This window comes from Streptomyces sp. NPDC058619, assembly GCF_042717785.1.
In the GTDB taxonomy this organism is placed as follows: Bacteria; Actinomycetota; Actinomycetes; order Streptomycetales; family Streptomycetaceae; genus Streptomyces.
The window spans coordinates 57,565-81,180 of the sequence record NZ_JBHXQN010000025.1 but is presented as its reverse complement, the minus strand read 5'-3'; the positions used below and the strand labels follow the sequence as shown (position 1 = coordinate 81,180).

21 protein-coding genes and 2 pseudogenes are annotated in these 23,616 nt (G+C 73.0%); 12 read left to right on the top strand and 11 right to left on the bottom strand.

Features of this window, described 5'->3' with window-relative positions:
• Positions 1-56: 56 nt before the first annotated feature.
• On the top strand, positions 57-671 hold the full coding sequence (locus ACFWTC_RS23860; RefSeq protein WP_384028332.1) for a cupin domain-containing protein: 615 nt from the start codon (positions 57-59) through the stop codon (positions 669-671).
• Positions 672-750: 79 nt separating this feature from the next.
• On the opposite strand, the gene ACFWTC_RS23855 is transcribed toward ACFWTC_RS23860, so the two are convergent.
• A complete protein-coding gene (locus ACFWTC_RS23855; RefSeq protein WP_383916267.1) occupies positions 751-1,155 on the bottom strand; it encodes a CoA-binding protein in 405 nt (134 codons plus the stop codon).
• Between the two features lie 97 nt (positions 1,156-1,252).
• Between ACFWTC_RS23855 and ACFWTC_RS23850 the strand changes: the two genes are divergently transcribed.
• Positions 1,253-1,879 (top strand): YigZ family protein, encoded by a 627-nt coding sequence (locus ACFWTC_RS23850; protein WP_383916265.1) that lies wholly within the window; start codon positions 1,253-1,255, stop codon positions 1,877-1,879.
• Here the strand turns inward: ACFWTC_RS23850 and ACFWTC_RS23845 are convergent.
• Together ACFWTC_RS23845 and ACFWTC_RS23840 are read right to left on the bottom strand one after the other, a co-directional pair.
• Complete coding sequence (locus ACFWTC_RS23845; RefSeq protein ID WP_383916263.1) at positions 1,848-2,261, bottom strand: DUF5994 family protein; 414 nt, start codon at positions 2,259-2,261, stop codon at positions 1,848-1,850. The genes ACFWTC_RS23850 and ACFWTC_RS23845 overlap by 32 nt on opposite strands.
• Before the next feature lie 34 nt (positions 2,262-2,295).
• A pseudogene (locus tag ACFWTC_RS23840) lies at positions 2,296-2,433 on the bottom strand (PRC-barrel domain containing protein); the annotation flags it as partial.
• Positions 2,434-2,637: 204 nt separating this feature from the next.
• Between ACFWTC_RS23840 and ACFWTC_RS23835 the strand changes: the two are divergent.
• Positions 2,638-2,919 (top strand): annotated as a pseudogene (locus ACFWTC_RS23835) (alcohol dehydrogenase); the annotation flags it as partial.
• Positions 2,920-3,047: 128 nt separating this feature from the next.
• Here ACFWTC_RS23835 and ACFWTC_RS23830 read toward each other — a convergent pair.
• Positions 3,048-3,671 carry a CBS domain-containing protein gene (locus ACFWTC_RS23830; RefSeq protein ID WP_383916261.1) on the bottom strand — a complete coding sequence of 208 codons (624 nt, stop codon included), beginning with the start codon at positions 3,669-3,671 and terminating at the stop codon, positions 3,048-3,050.
• A 401-nt stretch (positions 3,672-4,072) separates the two neighbouring features.
• Between ACFWTC_RS23830 and ACFWTC_RS23825 the strand changes: the two genes are divergently transcribed.
• Both ACFWTC_RS23825 and ACFWTC_RS23820 read left to right on the top strand, forming a co-directional pair.
• Positions 4,073-4,954 (top strand): universal stress protein, encoded by an 882-nt coding sequence (locus ACFWTC_RS23825; RefSeq protein ID WP_383916259.1) that lies wholly within the window; start codon positions 4,073-4,075, stop codon positions 4,952-4,954.
• A gap of 168 nt (positions 4,955-5,122) precedes the next feature.
• Positions 5,123-6,841: a GAF domain-containing protein gene (locus ACFWTC_RS23820; RefSeq protein ID WP_383916257.1), complete on the top strand. Its 1,719-nt coding sequence runs from the start codon at positions 5,123-5,125 to the stop codon at positions 6,839-6,841.
• A 9-nt stretch (positions 6,842-6,850) separates the two neighbouring features.
• Here ACFWTC_RS23820 and ACFWTC_RS23815 read toward each other — a convergent pair whose 3' ends face one another.
• The 3 genes from ACFWTC_RS23815 to ACFWTC_RS23805 all read right to left on the bottom strand — a co-directional run bounded on the left by ACFWTC_RS23815 (position 6,851) and on the right by ACFWTC_RS23805 (position 10,560).
• Positions 6,851-7,540, bottom strand: coding sequence for a response regulator (locus ACFWTC_RS23815; RefSeq protein ID WP_383916255.1), 690 nt, complete (start codon positions 7,538-7,540; stop codon positions 6,851-6,853).
• Positions 7,541-7,584: 44 nt separating this feature from the next.
• Positions 7,585-8,070, bottom strand: coding sequence for a Crp/Fnr family transcriptional regulator (locus tag ACFWTC_RS23810; RefSeq protein ID WP_384028334.1), 486 nt, complete (start codon positions 8,068-8,070; stop codon positions 7,585-7,587).
• 129 nt (positions 8,071-8,199) lie between these two features.
• Positions 8,200-10,560, bottom strand: a complete 2,361-nt coding sequence (locus tag ACFWTC_RS23805; RefSeq protein ID WP_383916251.1) for a phosphoketolase — start codon at positions 10,558-10,560, stop codon at positions 8,200-8,202.
• Positions 10,561-10,865: 305 nt separating this feature from the next.
• Here ACFWTC_RS23805 and ACFWTC_RS23800 point away from each other — a divergent pair, with 305 nt between their 5' ends.
• The 5 genes from ACFWTC_RS23800 to ACFWTC_RS23780 all read left to right on the top strand — a co-directional run bounded on the left by ACFWTC_RS23800 (position 10,866) and on the right by ACFWTC_RS23780 (position 17,306).
• Positions 10,866-11,288, top strand: coding sequence for a DUF1003 domain-containing protein (locus ACFWTC_RS23800; protein WP_383916249.1), 423 nt, complete (start codon positions 10,866-10,868; stop codon positions 11,286-11,288).
• A 156-nt stretch (positions 11,289-11,444) separates the two neighbouring features.
• Positions 11,445-12,125 (top strand): helix-turn-helix domain-containing protein, encoded by a 681-nt coding sequence (locus ACFWTC_RS23795; protein WP_384028336.1) that lies wholly within the window; start codon positions 11,445-11,447, stop codon positions 12,123-12,125.
• A gap of 351 nt (positions 12,126-12,476) precedes the next feature.
• Positions 12,477-12,752 (top strand): hypothetical protein, encoded by a 276-nt coding sequence (locus ACFWTC_RS23790; RefSeq protein ID WP_383916291.1) that lies wholly within the window; start codon positions 12,477-12,479, stop codon positions 12,750-12,752.
• A 367-nt stretch (positions 12,753-13,119) separates the two neighbouring features.
• A complete protein-coding gene (locus tag ACFWTC_RS23785) occupies positions 13,120-14,298 on the top strand; it encodes an exonuclease SbcCD subunit D (RefSeq protein WP_384028338.1) in 1,179 nt (392 codons plus the stop codon).
• A complete protein-coding gene (locus ACFWTC_RS23780; RefSeq protein WP_384028340.1) occupies positions 14,295-17,306 on the top strand; it encodes an AAA family ATPase in 3,012 nt (1,003 codons plus the stop codon). The genes ACFWTC_RS23785 and ACFWTC_RS23780 overlap by 4 nt, the downstream gene beginning before the upstream one ends.
• A gap of 72 nt (positions 17,307-17,378) precedes the next feature.
• Here the strand turns inward: ACFWTC_RS23780 and ACFWTC_RS23775 are convergent, their stop codons facing one another.
• Complete coding sequence (locus ACFWTC_RS23775; protein WP_383916241.1) at positions 17,379-17,825, bottom strand: Lrp/AsnC family transcriptional regulator; 447 nt, start codon at positions 17,823-17,825, stop codon at positions 17,379-17,381.
• A 93-nt stretch (positions 17,826-17,918) separates the two neighbouring features.
• On the opposite strand from ACFWTC_RS23775, the gene ACFWTC_RS23770 reads away from it, so the two are divergent.
• The gene (locus tag ACFWTC_RS23770) at positions 17,919-18,479 is read left to right on the top strand and encodes a rhodanese-like domain-containing protein (protein WP_384028342.1); all 561 of its coding nucleotides are present in this window, start codon (positions 17,919-17,921) and stop codon (positions 18,477-18,479) included.
• 131 nt (positions 18,480-18,610) lie between these two features.
• Here the strand turns inward: ACFWTC_RS23770 and ACFWTC_RS23765 are convergent, their stop codons facing one another.
• On the bottom strand, positions 18,611-20,341 hold the full coding sequence (locus tag ACFWTC_RS23765; protein ID WP_383916237.1) for a DUF885 domain-containing protein: 1,731 nt from the start codon (positions 20,339-20,341) through the stop codon (positions 18,611-18,613).
• 52 nt (positions 20,342-20,393) lie between these two features.
• On the bottom strand, positions 20,394-20,876 hold the full coding sequence (locus ACFWTC_RS23760) for an Lrp/AsnC family transcriptional regulator (protein WP_383916235.1): 483 nt from the start codon (positions 20,874-20,876) through the stop codon (positions 20,394-20,396).
• A 60-nt stretch (positions 20,877-20,936) separates the two neighbouring features.
• Here ACFWTC_RS23760 and ACFWTC_RS23755 point away from each other — a divergent pair, with 60 nt between their 5' ends.
• Positions 20,937-22,169, top strand: coding sequence for a trans-sulfuration enzyme family protein (locus tag ACFWTC_RS23755; RefSeq protein WP_383916233.1), 1,233 nt, complete (start codon positions 20,937-20,939; stop codon positions 22,167-22,169).
• Here the strand turns inward: ACFWTC_RS23755 and ACFWTC_RS23750 are convergent.
• On the bottom strand, positions 22,090-23,529 hold the full coding sequence (locus tag ACFWTC_RS23750) for a GNAT family N-acetyltransferase (RefSeq protein ID WP_384028344.1): 1,440 nt from the start codon (positions 23,527-23,529) through the stop codon (positions 22,090-22,092). The two genes, ACFWTC_RS23755 and ACFWTC_RS23750, sit on opposite strands and share 80 nt — an antisense overlap.
• Positions 23,530-23,616 lie beyond the last annotated feature (87 nt).

Sequence of the window (23,616 nt, the reverse complement as noted above, 5' to 3'; positions counted from 1 at the left end):
AGTTCACTCTGCTGCACTCTGTCATCCACGATATTGGACTGAAGGGTGATGGGTCCGTGTCCGACCTCGAGAAGCTCACGCAGTCGCTGGCCGCGAACCTCAAGCGCTGGCGCGGCGAGCGCGGTTTCACGCTCGACGCGCTCGCGGCCCGGGCGGGCGTCAGCCGGGGCATGATCATCCAGATCGAGCAGGCCCGGACGAACCCCAGCGTCGGCACCACCGTACGGCTGGCCGACGCGCTCGGCGTCAGCATCTCCACGCTCCTCGACCACGACCGGGGGCCCCGGGTCCGCGTCGTCCCGCCGGAGCAGGCCGTACGGATCTGGAGCAGTGACGCGGGCAGCTCCACGACCCTGCTGATCGGCACCGACGAGCGCGGGCCGATGGAGCTGTGGACCTGGCACCTGGTGCCCGGGGAGAGCACCGAGTCGGCCCCGCACCCCTCCGGGACCATCGAGATGCTGCACGTCACGGCGGGGGAGCTGACGCTGGTGGTCGGCGAGGAGGAGTTCCGCGTACCGGTGGGGGCCGCTGCCGCCTTCGAGGCCGATCTGGCCCACTCCTACCGCAACGACGGCGCCGTCCCCATGGAGATGACGCTCGCGGTGGCGGTCCCGCCCGTATCGGCGCCGGTCCCCGCCCCCGCCCGGAAGGCGGGCGCGCCGCACTGATGCGGCGCCGCCCGCGGACGGGTGGCCGGGTCGGCCGGCCGGCGCGCACCGGCCAGCCGGCGTGGGACCTGCGCCCGGCCTACAGGGCCGGGATCTCGATGGCCGGGCAGCGGTCCATGACCATCGAGAGGCCGGCCTCGCGGGTGCGCGCGAAGGCGGCCTCGTCGATCACGCCCAGCTGGAACCAGACGGCCCCGGCCCCTATCGCGGCCGCCTCGTCCGCGACCGCTCCGGCGAGCCGGCTGTTCACGAAGACGTCCACCACGTCGACCTTGAACGGGATCGCCTCCAGCGAGGCGTACCCGGGCTCCCCGTGCACCGTCTCCGCCTTCGGGTGCACGGGGACCACGCGCTTGCCGAACCGCTGGAGGACGCGGGCCACCCCGTAGGCCGCGCGGTCCCGGTTGTTCGAGAGGCCCACCACGGCCCAGGTGTCGCCGACTTCGGTGAGGATCTTGCGGATGGTTGCCGGATCGCCGTACACGTGCGCCGCCTCCTGCTGCTCTGGACTGCCGTTCCCGATCGCCTGCTCTGCGCATCAACCGAAAAGACACATGTCCGATTCCCCGTAGGGTGGAGCGGTGAAGGCAGACCAGTACGCGACGGTGGCTCACGAGGGCGTGCACGAGTCGGAGATCAACCGCTCGCGCTTCCTGTGTGCGCTCGCACCCGCCGCGACGGAGCAGGAGGCGCAGGAGTTCGTCGCGCGGATCCGCAAGGAGCACCCCACCGCCTCGCACCACTGCTACGCCTACGTGATCGGCGCGGACGCCTCCGTGCAGAAGGCCAGCGACGACGGCGAGCCCGGCGGCACCGCCGGGGTGCCCATGCTCCAGATGCTCATGCGCCGGGACGTCCGCTACGCGGTCGCCGTGGTCACCCGCTACTACGGCGGCGTGAAGCTCGGCGCCGGCGGCCTCATCCGCGCCTACGGGGGAGTCGTCGGCGAGGCCCTCGACGCGCTCGGCACCGTCACCCGCCGCCGCTACCGGCTCGCCACCGTCACCGTCGACCACCAGCGCGCCGGCAGGACCCAGAACGACCTGCGCTCCACCGGCCGCACCGTCGTGGACCTGCGCTACGGGGCCGCGGTCGAGATCGAGGTCGCCCTCCCGGAGGACGACCTGCCCGGCTTCGAAGCCTGGCTCGCCGACAGTACGGCGGGCAGCGCCACCCTCACCCTCGGCGGAGAGACGTACGCGCCCTGAGGGACGCGTTGGCGAAGGTGCCGACGGCCAGCGGGCCGACCGGTTGCCCGGCGGGGAGCCCGATGGGCGACATGCAGGCACCGCCATCGTTCTCCCAGGCGTCTTCCCGGATCCGAAGCTCGGGCCTTCGACCGATGACGGCTTCGGCTGCGATCAGCGCGCGGGCGCTCAGGACGCTCCCGGGGACGGCGGCGGCCGCCAGCATGCGGGCCGCGGCTGCCGGTGCGGTCTCGGGCGGGATGACCAGCAGGTCCCAGCGGCCGACGTCGTAGGAGAGCAGGATCAGCTTGTCGGGGTCCTGTTCGTTGAACCAGCCCACGTGCACGGTGTGCCCGGCGACGGGCACCCTGGGAGGGACGACGGGCCAACGGGCGGGGTTCACGCAGACGCGCGTGATGCGCCCCCAGGGCTCGTCGGCCGGTGCGGACGGTGGCCATGGCCGACTCGTCCGTACCGCTCTCGACGTAGACGGCTTCGAGGACGCCGATCCTGTGTCCGTCCGGGTCCGTGACGTCACGGTTGCGCCACTCGCGGATGTCGGCTGCCCGGATCATGCGCCTGACCCTCCGGGAAGAGATTCGTACTACGGCCGTCTGCGGATATGACGTGGTTGGGGCGCAGTTCAGGGACTGTCACGGGGACTGTCACGGGCCACGCTGGTCGGCCCTCGGCGAAGGAGGGCGCACCTCCGGCATCACATTTCCCGAGCTGTCCCGGACGGGCCGGACGGGCCGGACGGGGCCGCTGCGGGGGCCGTCCGGCCGGCGACCCTGCACCTCGAAGACCTGTGGATCAAGGACATCACCCTCACCACCGGACTGGTGGACACGCACTCGACGCCGATGCTGCTGCGCATGCTGGCGGCCGGTCGGCTGCCGACGTCGTCGCTGATCACCCATCGGTTCGGGCTGCGGCAGATGGAAGAGGCCTACGAGGTGTTCTCCCACGCGGGCGAGACGGGAGCGCTCAAGGTCGTACTGGGCGGGTCGCGGCACGACGAACTCGCCGTATCCAACCCGTCGCGAACCCAGAGGACATGAGAGGTACACCCGGCGCCGCGAGCTGCCTGCCCGCAGCGTCGCCCTGACCCGGCCCGCTGCGCGGGAGCCGAACGGTTCACATGTCCTGAGGCCTTTGCGCCGGGTGCTGTCGCGGGCGCCGGCGGTGGTCACCGCGGGACGCTGTGGGTACTTCGACCCGGCGGGGCGCGGCGGGAATCGTCGAACCGGGCGGTGAGCCGGTCGGTCACCGCGACGACTCCGTCCACCTGCCGGGCCAGCCGCAGAACCACAGGAATCTGGCTGCCCCTTGGCAGAAGGCCGTCCAGGGTGACGAGCCCGTCCACGACGTGCACGTCCACCGCGTCGGAGCCGATCCCCATGGTCTCGCCGAGCACGTCCTCGATCAGGCAGCGGCGGATCTCGTGGTCCGGGCGCAGGAACACGCGGAGCAGATCCCTTCTGGTCGCGATGCCGACCAGGCGGTCCTCATCGTCGACGACAGGGAGTCTCTCCACGCCGCGCCGGGTCATGAGGCGGGCGGCCTCCGTGACGGTCTGCTCGGCATGGATGGTGACGGCCGGCGCCGACATGAGTTCCCGGGCGCTGAGATCGGCGCGGGCGAGGAGATCGGTGTGCGAGACGACCCCGATGACGCGGTCGTCCTCGTCCACGACCGGCAGTCCGCTGATGTCGTGTTCGACGAGCAGCGCGGCCACGTCCGCGGACGGAGTCCGGCCGACGACCGATATGACCTCGTCGGTCATCAGGAAGCCGACTTTGGCGTGCCTCATGTGTGGCCCTCCTATCGGCGGCGTCCGGCGGGCGCACCGTGCGGAGCGCCTCACCAGCCACCATCCGCCCCGGCCCGCCCGCGGCGCGAGGGCCGAACGGTCCTGCGCCTGGACTGACCGGTCCCCGGCGCGGCGCGTCGCCGAAACGGTGCGAGGCGTACGAGGGACCTCCGGTCCCTTAGCTGGCCCCTGTGGCCCACTCCTCGCGCCGGTCCGGGTGACAGCCTGGAGGCACACCATCGACGCTGTTCGGCAGAGGAGGAAGCCATGGAAGGCGGACGGCTGGCGCCCGGCTGCTTCGGGCCCACGCTGGGGCGCGTTACGCACAGTCTCCTGCACCATTCGCGCTGCCCCGTCGGGTTCAATCAACGGCACGATGAGGAGCGGGGGAGCGACGCGTCATGACGGCTACCGCGGAAAGACGGGACATCGGGGAGGGCCGGGAAATCGCGGTGGGGATCGACCCTGCCGGAGGGTGGCTCCAGCCCCTCGCCTGGGGAGCCGACGAGGCACACCGCCGCAAGGTCCGGCTCCGCCTGGTCCTGGCGGTGCCCTCGCCGCACGACACCGAGCGCGTCGACGGCGGCAGCGCACGGCACCACGCCGTACGACAGGCCGGCTCGGACGCCCTCGAAGAAGCCGCCGTATGGGCGCGGGAGCGCCACCCCGAGACGGACTTGGCAACCGTCCTGCGCGACGGCTACCCGGCACCCGTGCTCTGCGGGACGTCCAGACACGCCCGCATGCTCGTCTTGGGTTCGAGCCACCTGAAGCGGCCGGAGGAGATCTTCACTGCCTGCTCCATCGTGTTGCCCGTCAGCGCGCAGGCTCACTGCCCGGTCGTCGTGGTGGGCGACGGCGAGCACAGCAGCCGGGAGCCGTCCTACCTCGTCGTCGGAGTCGACGGCAGCGAGTCCTCGAAGACGGCCATGGCCATGGCCTTCCAGGAGGCCGGCCTCCGTAACTGCGAGCTGCACGCCGTCTCGGTGTGGCAGCCACCCGTCTACTCCTTCCAGAACGAGACGGCGGCCGTGAGGGCCCAGCACCGCATGCTGACCGACACGGCCAAAGGCTGGGTACAGGAGCATCAGGACGTCAAGCTCACCTGCGAGGTGCCGACCGGCCACCCGGTGGAGTGTCTGGCCCAGGCGGCGGAGCACGCCCTGGCCCTGATCGTGGGCCGACGGGGCAGGGGCGGCTACACGGGCATCCGGCTCGGATCGGTCGTCCACGGTCTCCTGCACCGCGCGAACTGCCCGGTGATCACCATCCCGGGTGCGTAGACGGGGGCCGCTTCGTCACTTCCGGACATCAGCCGACAGGATCGACCCGGTCAGGCCCCACCGCATGCCCGTCACCCATGGTCCTGAAAGCGACGGGGCGGTTGGTGCAAGGGCTACGCTGACGAATGGGCGGGTCCGCAGCGCCCCTTGATGGCGCCGGAGGTGTCCATGGTCGGGGACGATCGCGATGCGGCGGCGAGCCGCATTCCGCAGCGGAGGCTGGACGCGCTCCAGGCGCAGGTCACTGACGCACGGAGTAGCCGGGACCGGCTGAACGGGCTGCTTGAGGCGGTCATGTCGGTGGGGCAGGAGCTGGACCTGGCCCAGGTGCTGCGCGGCATCGTGGAGGCCGCCGTCCTCCTCGTGGACGCGGAGTACGGTGCGCTGGGCGTGGTGGGGGACGACGAGCGACTCGCCGCGTTCATCCCGGTGGGCATCAGCGACCAGCTCCGGGCGCGGATCGGAGCCCTTCCGGCCGGCCACGGACTGCTGGGCGAGCTGATCAGACACCCGCGGCCACTGCGGCTGGGAGACCTCTCGGAGCACGCGGCCTCCGTCGGCTTCCCGGAGCACCACCCGCCGATGCGCTCCTTCCTCGGCGTACCGATCCGGATCCGGGACGAGGTGTTCGGCAACCTCTACCTGACGGAGAAGCGCGGCGGTGCGGACTTCGACGCGGAGGACGAAGGGGTCCTGTCGACCCTCGCGGTTGCCGCCGGCGTCGCCATCGACAACGCCCGCCTCTACGAGGAGGTCCGGCTCCGGGAGCGCTGGCTGGCCGCGAACTCCGACTTCGCCAGCGCGCTGTTGTCGGGCTCCTCCGAGATAAAGGTGCTGGAGGGCATGCTGGAGCGGGCCCAGGACATCATCTCGGCCGAAATGTGCGTCTTCTACCAGGTGGAGCCCAGCGGCGAGCTGCACGGCTCGCTGGCCCTCGGGGACGGCGCCAAGGCGCACCGGGGGGTCGTCCTGCCGGGCAGCGAGGGGATCCTCGCCGGTCTGGTCACGGCGCGGGACGGCCTGATCACCTTCGAGGATGTGGCCACCGACGTCCGGGTCGCGGCGCAGCCGGACGTCTGGACGGGTTTCGGACCGGCTGTGGCGGTCACGGTGGGCACCCGCGAGAAGCTGCGGGGGGTGCTGCTGCTGGCACGGCGTACCGGGCGCCCGTCGTTCGCGGCGCCCGAAGTCGCGCCGCTGCCCGGTTTCGCCGGGCAGGCCGCCCTGGCGTTGGAACTGGCCGACCGGCGCCGGGACACCGAGCAGGTCAGCCTGCTCGCGGACCGCGACCGGATCGCCCGCGACCTGCACGATCTCGCGATCCAGCGTCTCTTCGCGACCGGGATGACCCTGCAGAGCGCCCAGCGCTTCGTGGAGCACCCCGAGGCGTCCGAGCGGCTGGGCCGGTCGATCGACGACCTGGACGAGACAATCAAGATCATCCGTTCGACGATCTTCGGACTCCGCGACCACGAGGCAGCGCCGGGTCGGCCCCCCAGGCTCCGGGTCCGCGCGGTGCGGGCGGTGGGTGAGGCGGCGGCGGTGCTCGGCTTCGCTCCCGCCCTGCGGATGGAGGGGCTGATCGACACCGACGTGCCGCCCCCGGTTGCCGAGGACGTGGTCGCCGTCCTCGTCGAGGCGCTCACCAACATCGCCCGGCACGCGCGGGCAACTCATGCGGACGTCGCCATCGTCGTGGCAGACGGCACGCTATCCGTTACGGTGAGTGACGACGGTGTGGGTGTGGCGGACGGTGGCAGCCGGAGTGGTCTGCGCAATCTGAAGGAGCGCGCCGAGGTCCGCGGGGGCGTGCTGTCGGTCATGCCGCGCCCGGACGGCGGCGGAACGCGCCTGGAGTGGCGGGTCCCGCTCGGCCCTCCCGGGTGAGTGACGGCGTCAGCGGACGGGTTCGTCGCGCTCGCGTACCTCGGCGGCGATGACCGCCGCCTGGACGCGCCGCTCGACTCCCAGCTTGGCGAGAAGCCGCGAGATGTGGTTCTTGACCGTCTTCTCCGAGAGGAAGAGCCGTTTGCCGATCTGCCGGTTGGTGAGGCCCTCGCCGACGAGCACCAGCACGGCGCGCTCCCGCTCGGAGAGGACCGTCAGCCGCTGGTCCTCGGGCGGCTTTCCTGCGGTGGGGTCCCGGAGCGAGCGCATGAGGCGCGCGGTCGTTGCCGGGTCGAGCATCGACTGACCCGTCGCCACCGTCCGGATGGCGGCGACCAGGTCCGAGCCTCTGATCTGCTTCAGGACGTACCCGGCGGCGCCGGCCATGATGGCGTCGAGCAGGGCGTCCTCGTCGTCGAAGGACGTGAGCATGAGGCAGGCGAGACCCGGCATGCGCGAGCGCAGCTCACGACAGACGCTGATGCCGTCGCTGTCGGGCAGCCGCACGTCGAGCACCGCGACGTCCGGCTTCAGGGCCGGCCCGCGAGCCAGGGCCTCCGCGGCCGTGGCAGCCTCGCCGACCACCTCGATGTCGGGCTCGGCGTCCAGGAGATCGTGCAGCCCCCGGCGGACGACCTCGTGGTCGTCGAGGAGGAACACCCTGGTGAGGGCCGGGGTGGCAGCTGGTGCATCGGACATCCACGCCACACCCTCGGGTCGGGATACGTCTGGGGTCAATTGTCTCAGATGCTGCTTCCGCTGCCGTGGGGCGCGTACAGGTCGAGGAGCCGGATCTGGGCGGAGACGAGCCGGTGGGCGAGCACCTGACCCACCCACTGCCACATCTCGGAGGCGAGCGCGGGGTCGGCGTCCATCAGTGTGCGCACGGCGGCGGCGTCGAACTCGTCGGCGCGTACCGGCGTCATGGCCTCGGCGCCGAAGTGCCAGGTGTAGGGGCGGAACAGCCAGGACCAGCCGACGAGCTCGCCCGGGCCGACCGTCTCGACGACCGCGGCCTGCCTGCCGGGTACGTGCACGTCCATGCCGACGCTGCCCGACCGGATGACCCAGAAGTGGCCGCTGTGCCCGCCCTGGTTGAACAGCCGCGCCCCGGCGGGGAAGTGCGCCTCGTGGGCCAGTGCCAGCAGGCTGCCGCGGTGCTCCGGGGACAGGGCGCGGGTGAAGCGGTCGGGGGAGGAGGTGAGCCGGTGGAGGGAAGAGGCGCTCATGACGGTTCTCCGTTCGGTCCACCCCCACCCTCCGCCGGTGGCGGCCGACCGGGGAAGGGCCGTTCGGTCCCTTTCCCGGCCCGGACGGCCCACTGTCCCGCCGGCCCACCTGTCCCGACCGGCCGGCGCTCAGTAGGGCCAGGACCAGTCGGCGACCTCCGGCAGGTCGGTTCCGTGGAGGCGGATCCAGTCGTGGTGGCGGATCCGCTGGTCGGACATGCTCTGGCGCAGAGCCGCCGCCCGCCCGGCGAGGCCGGGGACGCGGTCGATGACGTCCATGACGAGCCGGTAGCGGTCGAGGTCGTTGCGCACGACCATGTCGAAGGGGGTGGTGGTCGTCCCGGATTCCTTGTAGCCGCGGACGTGCAGGTTCGGGTGGCCGGTCCGGCGGTAGGCGAGGCGGTGGATCAGCCACGGATAGCCGTGGTAGGCGAAGACGACCGGCTTGTCGGTGGTGAAGAGCGCGTCGTACTCCGGTTCGGTCATGCCGTGGGGATGTTCCTCCCGCGGCATCAGGCGGGCGATGTCGACGACGTTGACCATGCGCACGGCCAGCTCCGGGAGGTGCTGGCGCAGCAGGGCCGTGGCGGCGAGCACCTCCAGGGTCGGCACGTCCCCGGCGCAGGCCAGCACGACGTCGATCTCGCGGGCCCCGTCGTCCGTGCCCGCCCACGCCCAGATTCCCGCACCCCGTGCCACGTGCGTGCGCGCTTCGTCCATGGACAGCCAGTCGTGGCAGGGCTGCTTGCCGGCGACGATCACGTTGACCTGGTCGCGACTGCGCAGGGCGTGATCGGCCACGGCGAGGAGGGTGTTGGCGTCCGGCGGCAGGTAGACGCGTACGACACCCGGGCTCTTGGTGAGGACGTGGTCGACGAATCCGGGGTCCTGGTGGGAGAAGCCGTTGCTGTCCTGGCGCCAGACGTGCGAGGTGAGCAGGTAGTTGAGGGAGGCGACGGGCGCGCGCCAGCTCAGCTCGCGGGCGCTCTTGAGCCATTTGATGTGCTGGCCGACCATGGAGTCGACGATGTGGGCGAAGGCCTCGTACGTGGAGAACAGACCGTGGCGGCCGGTGAGCAGGTACCCCTCCAGCCAGCCCTGGCACACGTGCTCGGAGAGGATCTCCATGACCCGGCCGTCCCGGGACAGGTTCCGGTCGGTGGGTTCCGTCATGCCCTGCCAGGCCTTGCCCGTCGCCTCGTACAGGCCGTCGAGGTGGTTGCTCGCGGTCTCGTCCGGACCGACGACCCGGAAGTCCCGCCGTCCCGCCGTGTCCCTCATGACCTGCGCGAGGTAGCGGCCCAGGACGCGGGTCGGCTCGTGCAGGGTGCTTCCGGGCTTCTCCACCGGGACGGCGTGCGCATCGAGCCCGGGCAGGGGGAGCGAGCGCAGCAGCCGGCCGCCGTTGGCGTACGGGCTCGCGCCCAGGCGACGCCCACCCTCCGGTACGCAGTCCAGTACGGAGGCCGCGGGACGGCCATCGGCCTCGAAGAGCTCCTCCGGCCGGTAGGAACGCATCCAGCTCTCCAGCTGCCTCAGGTGTCCGGGGTCCTCGCGGACCCCGGCGAGCGGCACCTGGTGCGCCCGCCAGGTGCCTTCGACCGGCTGGCCGTCGACGGTCGCCGGCCCCGTCCAGCCCTTGGGGGTCCGCAGCACGATCATCGGCCAGCGTGCGCGCTCACCGCCCGGATCCGTGCCCGCGGCCCGCGCTTCCCCCTGGATGGCGCGGATCCGGTCCAGGGCCTGGTCCATGGCCCTGGCCATGGCCGGGTGGACGAGGGCCGGGTCACTGCCGGAGACGTAGAGGGGGTCGTGTCCGTAGCCGCGCAGCAGCGCGTCGAGCTCCGCCTCGGGGATGCGCGACAGCACGGTCGGGTTGGCGATCTTGTAGCCGTTGAGGTGCAGGACCGGCAGGACGGCGCCGTCGTGGACCGGGTCCAGGAACTTGTTGGAGTGCCAGGAGGCGGCCAGCGGCCCCGTCTCCGCCTCGCCGTCGCCGATGACGCAGGCCACCAGCAGGCCGGGGTGGTCGAAGGCGGCTCCGTAGGCGTGGGAGAGGGCGTAGCCGAGCTCGCCGCCCTCGTGGATGGAGCCCGGCGTTTCCGGCGCGACGTGACTCGGCACGCCGCCGGGAAAGGAGAACTGGCGGAACAGCCTGCGCATTCCGTCGGCGTCGCGGCCGATGTCCGGGTAGGCCTCGGTGTACGTGCCCTCCAGCCAGGAGTTGGCGAGCACGGCCGCCCCGCCGTGGCCGGGCCCCCAGACGCACAGGGCCTCCAGGGAGCGCGCCTTGATCACCCGGTTCAGGTGGGTGTGGACGAAGTTCAGGCCGGGTGAGGTGCCCCAGTGGCCCAGGAGCCGGGGCTTGATGTGCTCCGGCCGCAGCGGCTCCGTGAGCAGCGGGTTGTCCAGGAGGTAGATCTGGCCGACGGCCAGATAGTTCGCGGCGCGCCAGTGCGCGTCCAGCTCCGCGATTCGGTACGTGGTCATGAGTACTCCTTCGGACCGCAGACCGGGGCATGCGTCGGCTGAGCCGATGGTCGACACGCTGCTCTCGTGGGCTCGGGGCGGGAAGGGCAGGACCGGCCCCCGTGCGGGGGCCGGTCGGCCCCTTCTGCGCCATCGCCGTGGGGCGGAGTGTGGGCAGTCGGTCGTCCGCCGGTCACGTGCCACGGGGTCCGCTGCGGCCCCCACGGCTGAGGGCGGGCTTCGGCGGTACGCCTGGAGGGGGCGATTTGAGGCGATGCAGGGCCATGGGGGCGTTTTAGGGATGCTGATCCCAGGAAGCAGGCCAGGTGGACGGAACCGAGACCGGGACGCGGCATCATCCGGTGGTCGTCGCACACCATACGAGCCGGGCGGCCGATGTCCAGCTGCGGGTCGCTGACGCGATCACGAAGTTCGCCGGCTCCATGCCGTTCGTCTATCTCCACGCGGTCGCCTTCACCCTCTGGATGCTGTTCGTGGAGGCCAACCCCTGGCCGATGCTGACGCTCGCCGTCTCCCTTGAGGCGATCTTCCTGTCGACGTTCGTGATGATCGGCCAGAACCGGCAGGCGGCCTTCCAGCAGGCGAAGGCCGACCATGACTTCGTCGAGCAGGAACTGGAACTCAAGACCAATACGGAACTGACCCGTGCCATCCACGCGATGACCACGGAACTCCACCGCCGACTGGTTCCCGAAACAGACCGGGGGAAGGGACCTCTCGAACAGTGAAGGCGTCCGAGGTCCGCTACTCCGTGGAAGCGGGCCGGACGGGCCCCGGGACGGGACCGTCCGGCCCTGGGCGCGAGCTCGCAGCGGGTACAGCCTGAGGTAGACGCCCACGGGACCTTCCTGTACCGGCTTCGACATGGCAAGGGTGTGACGATCATGGGAAAGTCCGCAGCAGATCCGTCTCCGATCGAGGTTCCCGCTGCCCGCGGCGACCTCGGACGACGCGTGACCGCCCGCCGCGAAGAGCTGGGGATCACGCGCGAAGAACTCGCGGAGCGCTGCGGGGCGGCCGCGTCGTACATCGCCTACGTGGAGGAACGGGCGGCTGCGCCCAGCATGGGCATGCTCGTATGCCTCGCGGACGGCCTGGGGACCACCGTTTCCGAGCTGACCGGGAGAACGACCGACAGTCCGCCCGGCATGGGGACCGCGATGCGTGATTCCGAGCTGACGGTGCTGAGCGAGGCCGAGTGCCACCGCCTGCTCTCCACCCACGGCATCGGCCGGGTCGGTTTCTCCGACCTGGAAGGACTTGCCGTCTTTCTGGTCAACTACGTCGTCGTGGGAGACGAGATCGCGTTCCGCACAGCGGCCAACTCGCGGCTCGCCGAGGCAGCCGGGACCGAGGTCGCCTTCGAAGTGGACCACATAGACGACGCGATGCGAGAAGGCTGGAGCGTCATGGCCGTCGGCGAGTTGTCCGGGGTCACGGACGGGGCGCGCGTCAGCCACCTGTTCTCGGTCCCCCGCTCGCTCCCCTGGGCCGGCGGCCCCCGCACGCACTGGATGTCCATCACCCCCACCCGGATCAGCGGCCGCCGTGCTCGATCCGCGTGAGCGCGCTACGTGCCGTCGCGTTCGACACCGACGGGGTACTGCTCGACTCGGCGCGGCTGCACGCCGCAGCATGGAAGACCGCCTTCGACAGCTGTCTGGACGCCTGGGCCTCATCCGGGAAGGGACGTCAGCCGCCCTTCGACGCGGACCGTGAGTACCGCCAGTGGGTCGACGGAAAACCCCGGCTGGACGGAGCGGCCTCCTTCCTGAACGCGCGAGGCATCGACCTGCCGCCCGGCAGCCCCGACAGCGCCCCGGGCGCCGACACGGTCTGGGCGGTCGCGGCGCGCAAGGAGTCGGAGTTCGTACGCACGCTGGAGGCCGGAACCGTCGAGGCCTTCCGACGCCTCCCTGGCCCTGGTCACCGCCGCACCCGCCGACACCCTCCCGCGCACCACGGAGCTCAGGCACGCGCTGACAACGACCGGCACCGAACTCCTCAACCGGGCCCGCGAAGCCGCAGTGGTCCGCCCCGACCTGTCCGCTGCCGATCTCGTCCCCCTGATGTGCGGCATCGCCCACGCCGTCAACGTCCACAGCGGCAACGTGGCCGACCGAACCGACACAGCACACCGCTACCTCGCCACACTGCTCAGCGGTCTGCGAGCCGCCCCGTCGAACACATGACGCACCTCTCGGGGTGAGCCACGAAGTCCTGCTCCGCCGCCTGGTACCTGCACCGCCACTCCCCGCCAACCGCTGGCACCGCGGCCGGCTCGGATGCCAAGGCGGTCCTGGCCGTTGCTGCGGAGGTTCGCCCAGACTGGGCAATCCCCATCCGGTTGACGGCGGGTTGGGGTCTGCGCATTGGTGCTCCAGATCACGGCTTACATCCATGGTCACCTGACCCCGGACGCCGGTGGCAGACTGAGGTCTGTGAGGGACCAGGTGCTGACTGGCGTTAGCGTGGTTGGTACCGACCGCGGTGCCCGTGCTGGTTCCGTGCTGGTTTCGGAAGCGGAGGAGCGGTAAAAGTGCAGGTCGGAGCGATATCTTGAGGATTCTGCACACCTCCGACTGGCACCTCGGCCGGGCCTTCCACCGCGTGAACCTGCTCGGCGCCCAGGCCGCCTTCGTCGACCACCTCGTCGCGACCGTGCGGGAGCGGGAGGTCGACGCCCTCCTCGTCGCCGGCGACGTCTACGACCGGGCCGTGCCCCCTCTCGCCGCCGTCGAGCTGTACGACCGTGTCCTGCACCGGCTCGCCGACCTCGGCGTGCCCACCGTGATGATCTCCGGCAACCACGACTCCGCACGCCGCCTCGGCGTCGGGGCCGGGCTGATCGACCGGGCCGGCATCCACCTCAGGACCGACCCGGCCGGCTGCGCCGACCCCGTGGTGCTGACCGACGTACACGGCCAGGTGGCGTTCTACGGGCTGCCGTACCTGGAACCGGCGCTCGTCAAGGACCAGTTCGGCACGGACAAGGTCAGCCACGAGGCCGTCCTCGGCGCGGCCATGGACCGGATCCGGGCCGACCTCGCAGCCCGCCCGCCCGGCACCCGCTCCGTCGTCCTGGCCCACGCCTTCGTCACCGGCGGGCAGGCCAGCGACAGCGAGCGCGACATCGCCGTCGGCGGGGTCGAGGCCGTACCCGCCTCCGTCTTCGACGGCGTGGACTACGCGGCCCTCGGCCACCTCCACGGCTGCCAGACGATCGGCGAACGGGTCCGCTACTCCGGATCCCCGCTCGCCTACTCCTTCTCCGAGGCCGACCACCGCAAGACCATGTGGCTGGTCGAGCTGGGCGCCGGCGGCCAGATCGCCGCCGAGCGGATCGACACCCCCGTACCGCGCGCCCTCGGCCGGCTGCGCGGCCGGCTGGAGGACCTGCTGCAGGACACCGCGCACGCCGCGCACGAGGACTCCTGGGTCGAGGCCGTCCTCACCGACCCCGTCCGCCCCGACGACCCCATGGCCCGGCTCGCCACCCGCTTCCCGCACACCCTCAGCCTCGGCTTCGATCCCGAGGGCCGCGAGGAGGAGCCCGGAGTCTCCTACGCCCAGCGCCTCAAGGGCCGCAGCGACCAGGAGATCGCCGAGGACTTCGTCGCCCACGTCCGCGGCGGCGGCCGCGGCGGCGGCCGCGCCGACGACGCCGAACGGGCCGTGCTCCAGGGCGCCTTCGACGCCGTACGGGTCGAAGACGGCCTGCGGGAGACCCACAGATGAGGCTGCACCGGCTCAAGGTCACCGCCTTCGGCCCCTTCGCCGAACCCCAGGAGATCGACTTCGACGCGCTCTCCGGCGCCGGGATCTTCCTGCTCCACGGACCCACCGGCGCCGGCAAGACCTCCGTCCTCGACGCCGTCTGCTACGCGCTCTACGGGTCCGTCCCCGGCCCCCGCCAAGCCCCCGGCACCAGCCTGCGCAGCGACCACGCCGCCGCCGGGACCCCCACCGAGGTCACCCTCGAACTCACCGTGGGCGGCCGCCGCCTGGAGATCACCCGGCGCCCCGAGCAGGACCGGCCGAAGAAGCGCGGCACGGGCACCACCAAGGACAAGGCGCAGAGCCGGCTGCGCGAGCACACCGCCGACGGCTGGAACGCGCTCAGCCGCTCCCACCAGGAGATCGGCGAGGAGGTCGAGCAGCTCCTCGGCATGAGCCGCGAGCAGTTCTGCCAGGTGGTGCTGCTGCCGCAGGGGGAGTTCGCCCGGTTCCTGCGCGCCGACGAGGCCGCCCGCGGACGGCTGCTCGGACGGCTCTTCGACACCCGCCGGTTCGCCGCCGTCGAAGCCCTGCTCGGCGAACGCCGCCGGGCCGCCGAAGCAGGGGTCCGGGCCGGCGACGAGAAGGTGCTGCACACCGCCCAGCGCCTCGCCCAGGCCGCCGGCGACAGCACCGACCTGCGGGACTGGCCGCTGCCCGGACACCAGCCCGGAGACCCCGGACTCGCCCCGGCCGTCCGCGCCTGGGCCGCCGTCGCCCGGTGCGCGGCCCGGGAGCGCTTCACGGTCACCGAGTACGCCCTCGCCGCCGTCGAGGGCCGCCACGCCGCGGCCCGGCGCGCCGCCGAGGACGCGCGGGAGCTCGACCGGCTCCAGCGCCGCCACGCCGAGACCACCCGCCGGGCCGCCGCGCTCGCCGAAGCGGGGCCCGAGCGGGAACGCGTACGCGGTCTCCTCGACCGGGCCCGGCGCGGCGCCATGGTGGCCCCCGCCCTGGAACTGCGCGGGGCGGCCTCCGCCGCGCACCTCGGCGCCGCCCACGCCGAGGCGGCGGCCCGCGCCGAACTCCCGCCGCCCCTGGCCGAAGCGGGCGCCGAACACCTCGCCTCCGTCGAGCAGCGGCTGCGCGAGGACCTCGGCGCGCTCGGCGCCGCCCGGCGGTCCGAGCAGCGCAGCGCCGAGATCGGCCGCGAGCGCGCCGACCTGGAACGCGAGGCCCGGGCCGCCGAGGAGCAGCACCAGGAGTCCGCCGAGTGGCTGGAGCGCTGGGACACCACCCGGGCCGCCCTGGCCGCGCGGGTGGACTCCGCCCAGCAGGCCGCGACGCTGGCCGAGCAGCTCGCCGGCCGGCTGGAACCCGCCCGGGAGCGCCTCCGGGCCGCCCGGAAACGGGACGCCCTCACCGTCGACGCGCGCCGCGCCGAGGACGAACTGCTCGCCGTACGCGCGGAGTCGGCCGCCGCCCGGGAGCGCTGGCTGGAGCTCAAGGAGGCGCGGCTGCGCGGGATCGCCGCCGAGCTCGCCGAAGCCCTGGTCGCCGGGGAAGCCTGCGCCGTGTGCGGCTGCGCCGAGCACCCGGCCCCGGCCCGCCCGGCCCCCGGCCACGTCGACCGGGACGCCGAGGACGCCGCCCACGCCGCCTTCGAGCGGGCCGAGGAGGCCCGGGCCGCCGTCGGACTGCGCCTCGCGGCCCTGGAGGAGGCCCGCACCGGGGCCGCGTCCGCCGCCGGGGACGCCACCACCACCGAACTCGACGGCCTGGCGTCGGACCTGAGCGCCCGGCACGCCGCCGCCCACGCCGCCGCCGCGGGACTGCACTCCGCACGGGAACACCTCGCGCGCGCCGAGCGGGAGCACGCCGCGCGCAGCGCCGACCGCCTCGACGCCGAGCGCCGGGTCGCCGCCAGGGCCTCGCGCCGCGAGGCCCTGGACCAGGAGCAGGCCTCGCTGGAGGCGGAGCTCGCCCAGGTCCGGGGTGACGCGCCCACCGTCGCCGCCCGGGCCCGCACCCTGGAGGACCGGGTCCGGATGGTCTCGGCGGCCGCCGGCGCGCTGCGCCGGGCCGAGACGACCGCCGCCCGGCTGAAGGAGGCCGACGACCAGCTCGCCGACGCCGCGTTCAAGGCCGGGTTCGACACCGTCGAGGCCGCCGCCGAAGCCGTGCTCCCCGAGTACGAGCGCACCGCCCTGCAACACCGGCTGGACGCCTGGCAGGCGGAGGAGGCCATGCTGGCGGACCGCCGCGGCGAGACCGGCACCGCCGAGGCGGCGGCGCTGCCCCCGGCCGCACCGGAGGCCGCCGAGGCGTACGCCGCGCGGGCCGCGGCGAAGCTCCGTACGGCGGGGTCCGCCCACGACGCCGCCCGGGTCCGCTGCGCCGAGCTGGACGCCCTGTCCCACCGGGCCGACCAGGAGCTGCGCGCCCTGGGCCCGCTGCGCGAGGCCTACGACCGGGTCGCCCGGCTGGCCGGGCTCACCGCCGGCACCTCCGCCGACAACGAGCGCAAGATGCGCCTGGAGGCGTACGTCCTCGCCGCCCGCCTGGAGCAGGTGGCCGCCGCGGCGACGGTACGGCTGCTGCGGATGTCCGGCGGGCGCTACACGCTGGTCCACTCCGACGCGCGCGCGAGCGGACGCGGCCGGTCCGGCCTGGGCCTGCACGTGGTCGACGCCTGGACCGGCAGTGAGCGCGACACCTCCACGCTGTCCGGGGGCGAGACCTTCTTCGCGTCGCTCGCCCTCGCGCTCGGCCTGGCCGACGTGGTCACGGACGAGGCGGGCGGCATGCGCCTGGACACCCTGTTCATCGACGAGGGCTTCGGCAGCCTCGACGACCAGGCGCTGGACGAGGTGCTCGACGTCCTGGACTCGCTGCGCGAGCGGGACCGCAGCGTCGGCATCGTCAGCCACGTCGCCGACCTGCGGACCCGGGTCCAGGCCCAGCTGGAGATCGTCAAGCAGCGCGGCGGCTCGGTGGTGCGCCACCGCACCGCCGCGCTGACGGACTGACCGCCCGGCCCGCTGACGGACTGACCGCCCCACTCCCGGACCGACCGCCCGCTCACGGGCTGAGCGCTGTGCTCACGGGCTGAGCGGGCGGCGGGGCAGCGGTGAGGAGTACACGACGCTCGTCGTCACCGAGCCGAGCCCCGAGATCCGGCCCGTGACCTCTTCGAGGTGCGCCATCGAGCGGGCGGCGACCTTGAGCACGAAGCAGTCGTCGCCGGTGACGTGGTGGGCCTCCAGGATGTCCGGGGTGGCGTCCAGGAAGTCGTGGAACGGTTTGTAGTTGCCGTGCGGGTAGCGCAGCCGGACCAGGGCGAGGATCGACTTGCCGAGCCTCTCGGGGTTCACCACCGCCGTGTACCCCGTGATCACCCCCACCTCCTCCAGGCGGCGGACCCGCTCGGTGACGGCGCTCGCGGACATGGAGACGGTGCGGGCGAGCTCGGTGAAACTGGCGCGGCCGTCGTGCTGGAGGGCTTCGAGGATGCGCCAGTCGGTGGCGTCCGGGGAATAGTCGGTCATGCCGCAGGTCTAGCAGGGATTCTTCGGCCGGACATGGAAAGGGCCGGGGAAAGTCACTTCCGGGGATGGTCGGTCGATCGTAGATTTTGGGCCATGACGACGACGAACCCGCAGATCACCGAGCCGGACGCCACCGCCACCCGTGCCGGGGCCACCCCCGGAGCCGTCTCCGCGGCCGCCAACCCCGTGCTGCGGGTGCCCCCGGCCGCGCCGGCCGCTGCCGCCGCCTACTTCGCCGCGAGCCTCGCCTTCCACGCGGACGTGTCCGACGTCGCCGCGGCCTTCGCGGCCCACCGCGGGCAGGGCGCGGAGCTCGGCTTCCAGCTCGTCGACTCCCGCTCCACCCCGGCCTGGGACCAGGCGCACGTCCCCGGCGCGGTCCACCTGCCCACCGCCCTCGTCCCCGAGCAGGCCGAGCTGCTCCTCGACCGGAACCTGCCCGTGGTCACGTACTGCTGGGGACCCGGCTGCAACGGCGGCGCCCGTTCGGCGCTCACCCTGGCCGAACTCGGCTTCCAGGTCAAGGAGATGCTCGGCGGCATCGAGTACTGGATCCGCGAGGGCTTCGAGGTGGAGACCTGGCAGGGCAGCGAGCGGCGCGCCGAGGCCGACCCGCTGACCGCCCCCACCGACTCGGACGACTGCGGCTGCTGAGGCCGTACCCGGGCCGCACGGGGGGACGGGGGCGTACGGGGGAACGGGCCGCACGAGGGAGCGGCCCGTTCCCGCGGCGCGGGCGGCTGTGGCCGCGGCTGTGACTTCGGCCGTGGCCGTGGCCGTGGCCGTCAGAGCTTGGACAGCTCGTCCACCAGGTCGTCCAGCCCCAGCGACCCCTGCGAGAGGGCCGCCATGTGCCAGGCCTTCAGGTCGAAGGAATCGCCGTGCGCCGCACGGGCGTTGTCCCGGCCCAGCAGCCAGGCGCGCTCGCCCAGCTTGTAGCCGATCGCCTGCCCCGGCATCGACAGGTACCGGGTCAGCTCGCTCTCGACGAAGTCCGCCGGCCGGCCGCTGTGCAGGCCGAAGAACTCCTGCGCGAGGTCCACCGTCCAGGTCTCGCCCGGGTGGAACGGGGAGTCCGCCGGGATGGGCAGCCCCAGGTGCATGCCGATGTCCACGATGACCCGCGCCGCACGCATCATCTGGCAGTCCAGGTAGCCCAGGCGCTGCTCGGCGTCCTTGAGGTAGCCCAGCTCGTCCATCAGCCGCTCCGCGTACAGCGCCCAGCCCTCGGCGTTGGCGCTGACGATGCCGATGGTGGCCTGGTAGCGCGAGAGCCGGTCCGCCACGTGCGTCCACTGCGCGAGCTGGAGGTGGTGGCCCGGAACGCCCTCGTGGTACCAGGTGGAGACCAGGTCGTACACCGGGAAGCGGGTCTGCCCCATGGTGGGCAGCCAGGTGCGGCCCGGCCGGGAGAAGTCCTCGGAGGGGCTGGTGTAGTACGGAGCCGCGGCGCCGCCCGGCGGGGCGATCTTCGACTCCACCTTCTTGACCCGGTCGGCGAGTTCGAAGTGCGTGCCGTCGAGGTTCTCGACGGCCTCGTCCATCAGGCCCTGGAGCCAGTCCCGGACCTCGTCCACCCCCTCGATGTGGGTGCCGTGCTCGTCCAGGTGCGCCAGCGCCTCCCAGGGGCCCGCGCCCGGCAGGATCTTGGCCGCCTCGGCCTTCATCTCGGCGAGCAGCCGGTGGTACTCCGACCAGCCGTAGGCGTACGCCTCGTCCAGGTCGAGGTCCGTACCGTTGAAGTACCGCGACCAGCGGGCGTAGCGCTCGCGCCCCACCGTGTCGGGCCGGCCCTCGACGGCCGGGGCGTACACCTCGCGCATCCAGTCGCGCAGCGAGCGCAGGGCGGCGGTCGCCTCCGCGGCCGCCTCGTCCAGGCCCGCGCGCAGGGAGTCCGGGCCGCGGGAGGCGAAGTCCTCGAAGAAGGCGGGCTCGGTGCCCGCCGCGTCGCCCGGGTCGGCGGCGCCCGCATCGCCGGCCCAGGTGCCGAGCTGCTCGATGAAGGTGGCCGTGGGGCGCGGGCCGCCGTACAGGCCGCGTTCCAGGCCGAGTCCGAGGCTCTCGCGGTAGCCGGCGAGGGCGGCGGGGACGGCGCGCAGCCGCTCGGCGATCGCCGCCCAGTCCTCGTCGCTCTCGGCGGGGGTGAGGGTGAAGACCTCGCGGACGGAGTGGACGGGGCTGTGGATGTTGCTGACCGCGCACAGGTCCTCGTCGGCCTCGTGGACGGCGAGTTCGGCGGTCAGCCGCTCGCGCAGCAGGCGGGCGCAGCGGCGCTCGGCGTCGCTGTCGCCGCCGGGCAGCCGCTCGGCGGCGTCCAGGAGGGCGAGGGTCGTGCGGGACAGCTCGGCGGCGGCGGCCCGGCCGGCCGGGGAGAAGTCCGGAAGACTGCGGGAACTGGAGGCGACACCGAGGTAGGTGCCGGCGATCGGGTCGATGGCGACGAGGTCGTCGACGTACGCGTCGGCCACCTGGCGGGGCAGTCGTGCGGCGCTGTTGTTCTGCAAGATCTCTGACATGCCGCCATCTTCGTACGGGGGGCGCCGCCGCGTCATCACCGCGCCCCGCTCCTCAGCCCGCGGACGTCGGCGGCAGCAGCGGCCCGCAGTCCCATTCCTGGAAGATCAGCCGGGTTTCCACCCGCGCGACCTCGCGCCGCGAGGTGAACTCGTCGAGGACCAGCCGCTGGAGCTCACCCGGGTCGGCGACCGCGACGTGGACCAGGTAGTCGTCGGGTCCGGTGAGGTGGAAGACGGCGCGGGAGGCGGGCAGCGAGCGCACCCGGTCCACGAAGGGCCCGATCAGCTCGCGCCGGTGCGGGCGCACCTGGACCAGGAGCAGCGCCTCCAGACCGCGGCCGAGCTTCGCCGGATCGAGCCGCAGCCGGTTCCCGAGGATGATCCCGGAGCGGCGCATCCGCGCGACCCGGTCCAGACAGGTGGACGCGGCGACGCCTACCTCGGCGGCGAGGTCGCGGTAGGTGGTCCGGGCGTCGTTCTGCAGGAGCCGCAGAATCTGCAGATCGGTCGGATCCAAAGCAACGGAATCGGACATTGGCCGAACGTAGCACGGCATTTTCCCGTCATCACCGGTCGACCGCGCACAGTACCGGGCATGGAGACGAACGCCCAGACCGCACGACGGTCGCTGGCCACCGAAGCAGTGCACGCCGGACGCGAGGACCTCGCACGGCTCGGGCTGCACGCGCCTCCGCTCGACCTGTCGACGACCTACCCGTCGTACGACAGCAGGGCGGAGGCCGCTCGTATCGACGAGTTCGCCACCACCGGGGCCCGCCCCGAGGGCCCGCCGGTCTACTCGCGCCTCGACAACCCGACCACCGCCCGCTTCGAGACCGCCCTGGCCCGCCTGGAGGGGACGGAGAGCGCCGTCGCCTTCGCCAGCGGCATGGCCGCCCTGACCGCCACCCTGCTGGTGCGCGGCGCCATGGGCCTGCGGCACGTGGTCGCCGTGCGCCCGCTCTACGGGTGCAGCGACCACCTGCTCGGCAGCGGCCTGCTCGGCACCGAGGTCACCTGGGTGGACCCGGCGGGCATCGCGGACGCCATCCGCCCGGACACCGGGCTGGTCATGATCGAGTCCCCGGCCAACCCGACCCTCGCGGAGATCGACCTGCGCGCCGCCGCCCACTCCTGCGGGGAGGTGCCGCTGCTGGTCGACAACACCTTCGCCACCCCGGTGCTCCAGCGGCCCGCGGAGAGCGGGGCCCGGCTGGTCCTGCACAGCGCCACCAAGTACCTGGGCGGCCACGGAGACGTGCTCGGCGGGATCGTCGCCTGCGACGAGGACTTCGCCCGCAAGCTCCGCCAGGTGCGGTTCGCGACCGGCGGCGTCCTGCACCCGCTGGCCGCGTACCTGCTCCTGCGCGGCCTCTCGACGCTTCCGGTCCGGGTCCGGGCCGCGTCCGCCAGCGCCGCCGAACTGGCCCGCCGCCTCGCGGACGACCCGCGGGTGGAGCGGGTGCACTACCCGCGGATCGGCGGAGCCATGGTCGCCTTCGAGACCACCGGGGACCCGCACGAGGTGATCGGCGCCGTACGCCTGATCACCCCGGCGGTCAGCCTCGGCAGCGTGGACAGCCTGATCCAGCACCCGGCCTCAATCAGCCACCGGATCGTCGCCGAGGGCGACCGGCACTCCTCCGGGGTGAGCGACCGGCTGCTGCGGATGTCGGTCGGGCTGGAGGACGTGGACGACCTGTGGGCGGATCTGGACCAGGCCCTCAGCGCGGGTGCGGCTCCTTCCGCTACCCCTGTTTCCGCTCCGGTCGCAGCTCCCCGTACGAGTGCTGTGCGGGCGGCGGCTCGTGCGGCGGCCGCGAACTGACCCGGGCGGCGTCCAGCCGGGCCGTGATCACCAGGGTGCCCTCCTCGATCTGGTAGTCGAGGGGGAGCCCCAGGCCGCGCATGGCGGCGACCATGCCGGTGTTGGAGGCCTGGGTGACGGCGTACACGCTGTCGCACCGGGCCTCCACGGCCATCGCGATCAGCCGGCGCAGCAGTTCGGAGCCGATGCCGCGGCGCTGCCAGTCGTCCTCGATGAGCAGCGCCACCTCGGTCTCGTCGCCGTCCCACAGCAGGTGGCCGAGGGCGACGAGCCGGCCGGAGGCGGTGGTGGCGGCGAGGGTGCGGCCGAAGCGCGGGCTCAGCAGGTGGCCGAGGTAGCGGTCGGCGTCGGCGACGGGCCCGTGGTAGCGCAGCGACAGGGTCCGGTCCGAGCAGCGGTCGTGCATCGCGCGGGCTGCCGGGAGGTCGGAGGCGTCGGCGCGGCGCACGGTGATCTCGTTGCCCTCGGGCAGGGTCAGCACGTCCTGGCTGCGCGGGACGCGGGGGCCGAGCCGCGCGTCGAGCTCGACGAGGGCCCGGGCGCGGGCGAACTCGGTGGGGGTGAAGGGCAGGTACGGCCGCTCCACGGTGATCGCGCCGCCGGAGGGGTCGCGCAGCCGCATCACCGTGGCCTCCAGGACTCCTTCGACCGGGGCGTCGGCGCCCGCGTTGGGGCGGCCGGAGAGGGTGGTCGCGGGGATCGAGTGGATCGTGCAGCGGCCGAGCAGCTGGCGCAGTGCGAGGGGGAGCTCGGCGGCGTCCAGCGCGGTGCGGGTGGCCAGGCCCAGGACGCGGGTGGGGGTGTCGACGAGGTCGTGGGCGTCGGCGCGCTCGATCCAGGTGCTGTGGCCGCCGGCGCGGGCGACGGCGCGGGTGAGGTCGGCGGAGGGCAGCGCCTGCGGGGCCCGCAGCAGGAACTCGTCGACGGTGCCGCCCTCGGGGAGCGGGTGCGTCTGGAGGGTCAGGATGTCCACGCTGTTGCGGGCGAGGGCGGTGCAGAGCGCCGCCAGCGAGCCGGGCTCGTCCCGTACGGTCGTCCGCATCCGCCACAGCGCGGGGGTGAGGGCCGCCGTCGGCTCCCCGCCGGCCCCGGCGGTCGTCGCCGGATCGGAGGGGGCGGTGTCGGCCGGCGGCGGCGCATGGCTGTGGCGCCGGGCCCACCAGGTGTGGAAGGCCGCGGTGAACAGCAGTGCCACGGCCGAGGCGACCAGCAGGACGGGGCCCCTCGGGGCGTGCACGACGAGATTGGCGATGGCGTCGGCGACCGCGACGGCGCAGAACAGCGCGGCCAGTTCGACGACGTCGCGGCGCCAGTGGTGGCAGTGGGAACGCTGGGCGGGGGCATGCGTACGGTCAGTCATGCACGCCACTGTGGCGCAGGGGTGTTGCGTGATCACGAACGATCTGTGACCGACTGGTTAAGTATCGATCTGGCCGATTCCATCCGG

Coding starts and splice junctions, on each gene's coding strand:
- ACFWTC_RS23810 (WP_384028334.1), bottom strand. CDS start 8,070: ATGAGCGCCTCTTCCCTCCACCGGCTCACCTCCTCCCCCGACCGCTTC.
- ACFWTC_RS23830 (WP_383916261.1), bottom strand. CDS start 3,671: ATGAGGCACGCCAAAGTCGGCTTCCTGATGACCGACGAGGTCATATCG.
- ACFWTC_RS23765 (WP_383916237.1), bottom strand. CDS start 20,341: ATGTCAGAGATCTTGCAGAACAACAGCGCCGCACGACTGCCCCGCCAG.
- ACFWTC_RS23820 (WP_383916257.1), top strand. CDS start 5,123: ATGGTCGGGGACGATCGCGATGCGGCGGCGAGCCGCATTCCGCAGCGG.
- ACFWTC_RS23755 (WP_383916233.1), top strand. CDS start 20,937: ATGGAGACGAACGCCCAGACCGCACGACGGTCGCTGGCCACCGAAGCA.
- ACFWTC_RS23775 (WP_383916241.1), bottom strand. CDS start 17,825: ATGACCGACTATTCCCCGGACGCCACCGACTGGCGCATCCTCGAAGCC.
- ACFWTC_RS23805 (WP_383916251.1), bottom strand. CDS start 10,560: ATGACCACGTACCGAATCGCGGAGCTGGACGCGCACTGGCGCGCCGCG.
- ACFWTC_RS23795 (WP_384028336.1), top strand. CDS start 11,445: ATGGGAAAGTCCGCAGCAGATCCGTCTCCGATCGAGGTTCCCGCTGCC.
- ACFWTC_RS23815 (WP_383916255.1), bottom strand. CDS start 7,540: ATGTCCGATGCACCAGCTGCCACCCCGGCCCTCACCAGGGTGTTCCTC.
- ACFWTC_RS23760 (WP_383916235.1), bottom strand. CDS start 20,876: ATGTCCGATTCCGTTGCTTTGGATCCGACCGATCTGCAGATTCTGCGG.
- ACFWTC_RS23770 (WP_384028342.1), top strand. CDS start 17,919: ATGACGACGACGAACCCGCAGATCACCGAGCCGGACGCCACCGCCACC.
- ACFWTC_RS23780 (WP_384028340.1), top strand. CDS start 14,295: ATGAGGCTGCACCGGCTCAAGGTCACCGCCTTCGGCCCCTTCGCCGAA.
- ACFWTC_RS23750 (WP_384028344.1), bottom strand. CDS start 23,529: ATGACTGACCGTACGCATGCCCCCGCCCAGCGTTCCCACTGCCACCAC.
- ACFWTC_RS23825 (WP_383916259.1), top strand. CDS start 4,073: ATGACGGCTACCGCGGAAAGACGGGACATCGGGGAGGGCCGGGAAATC.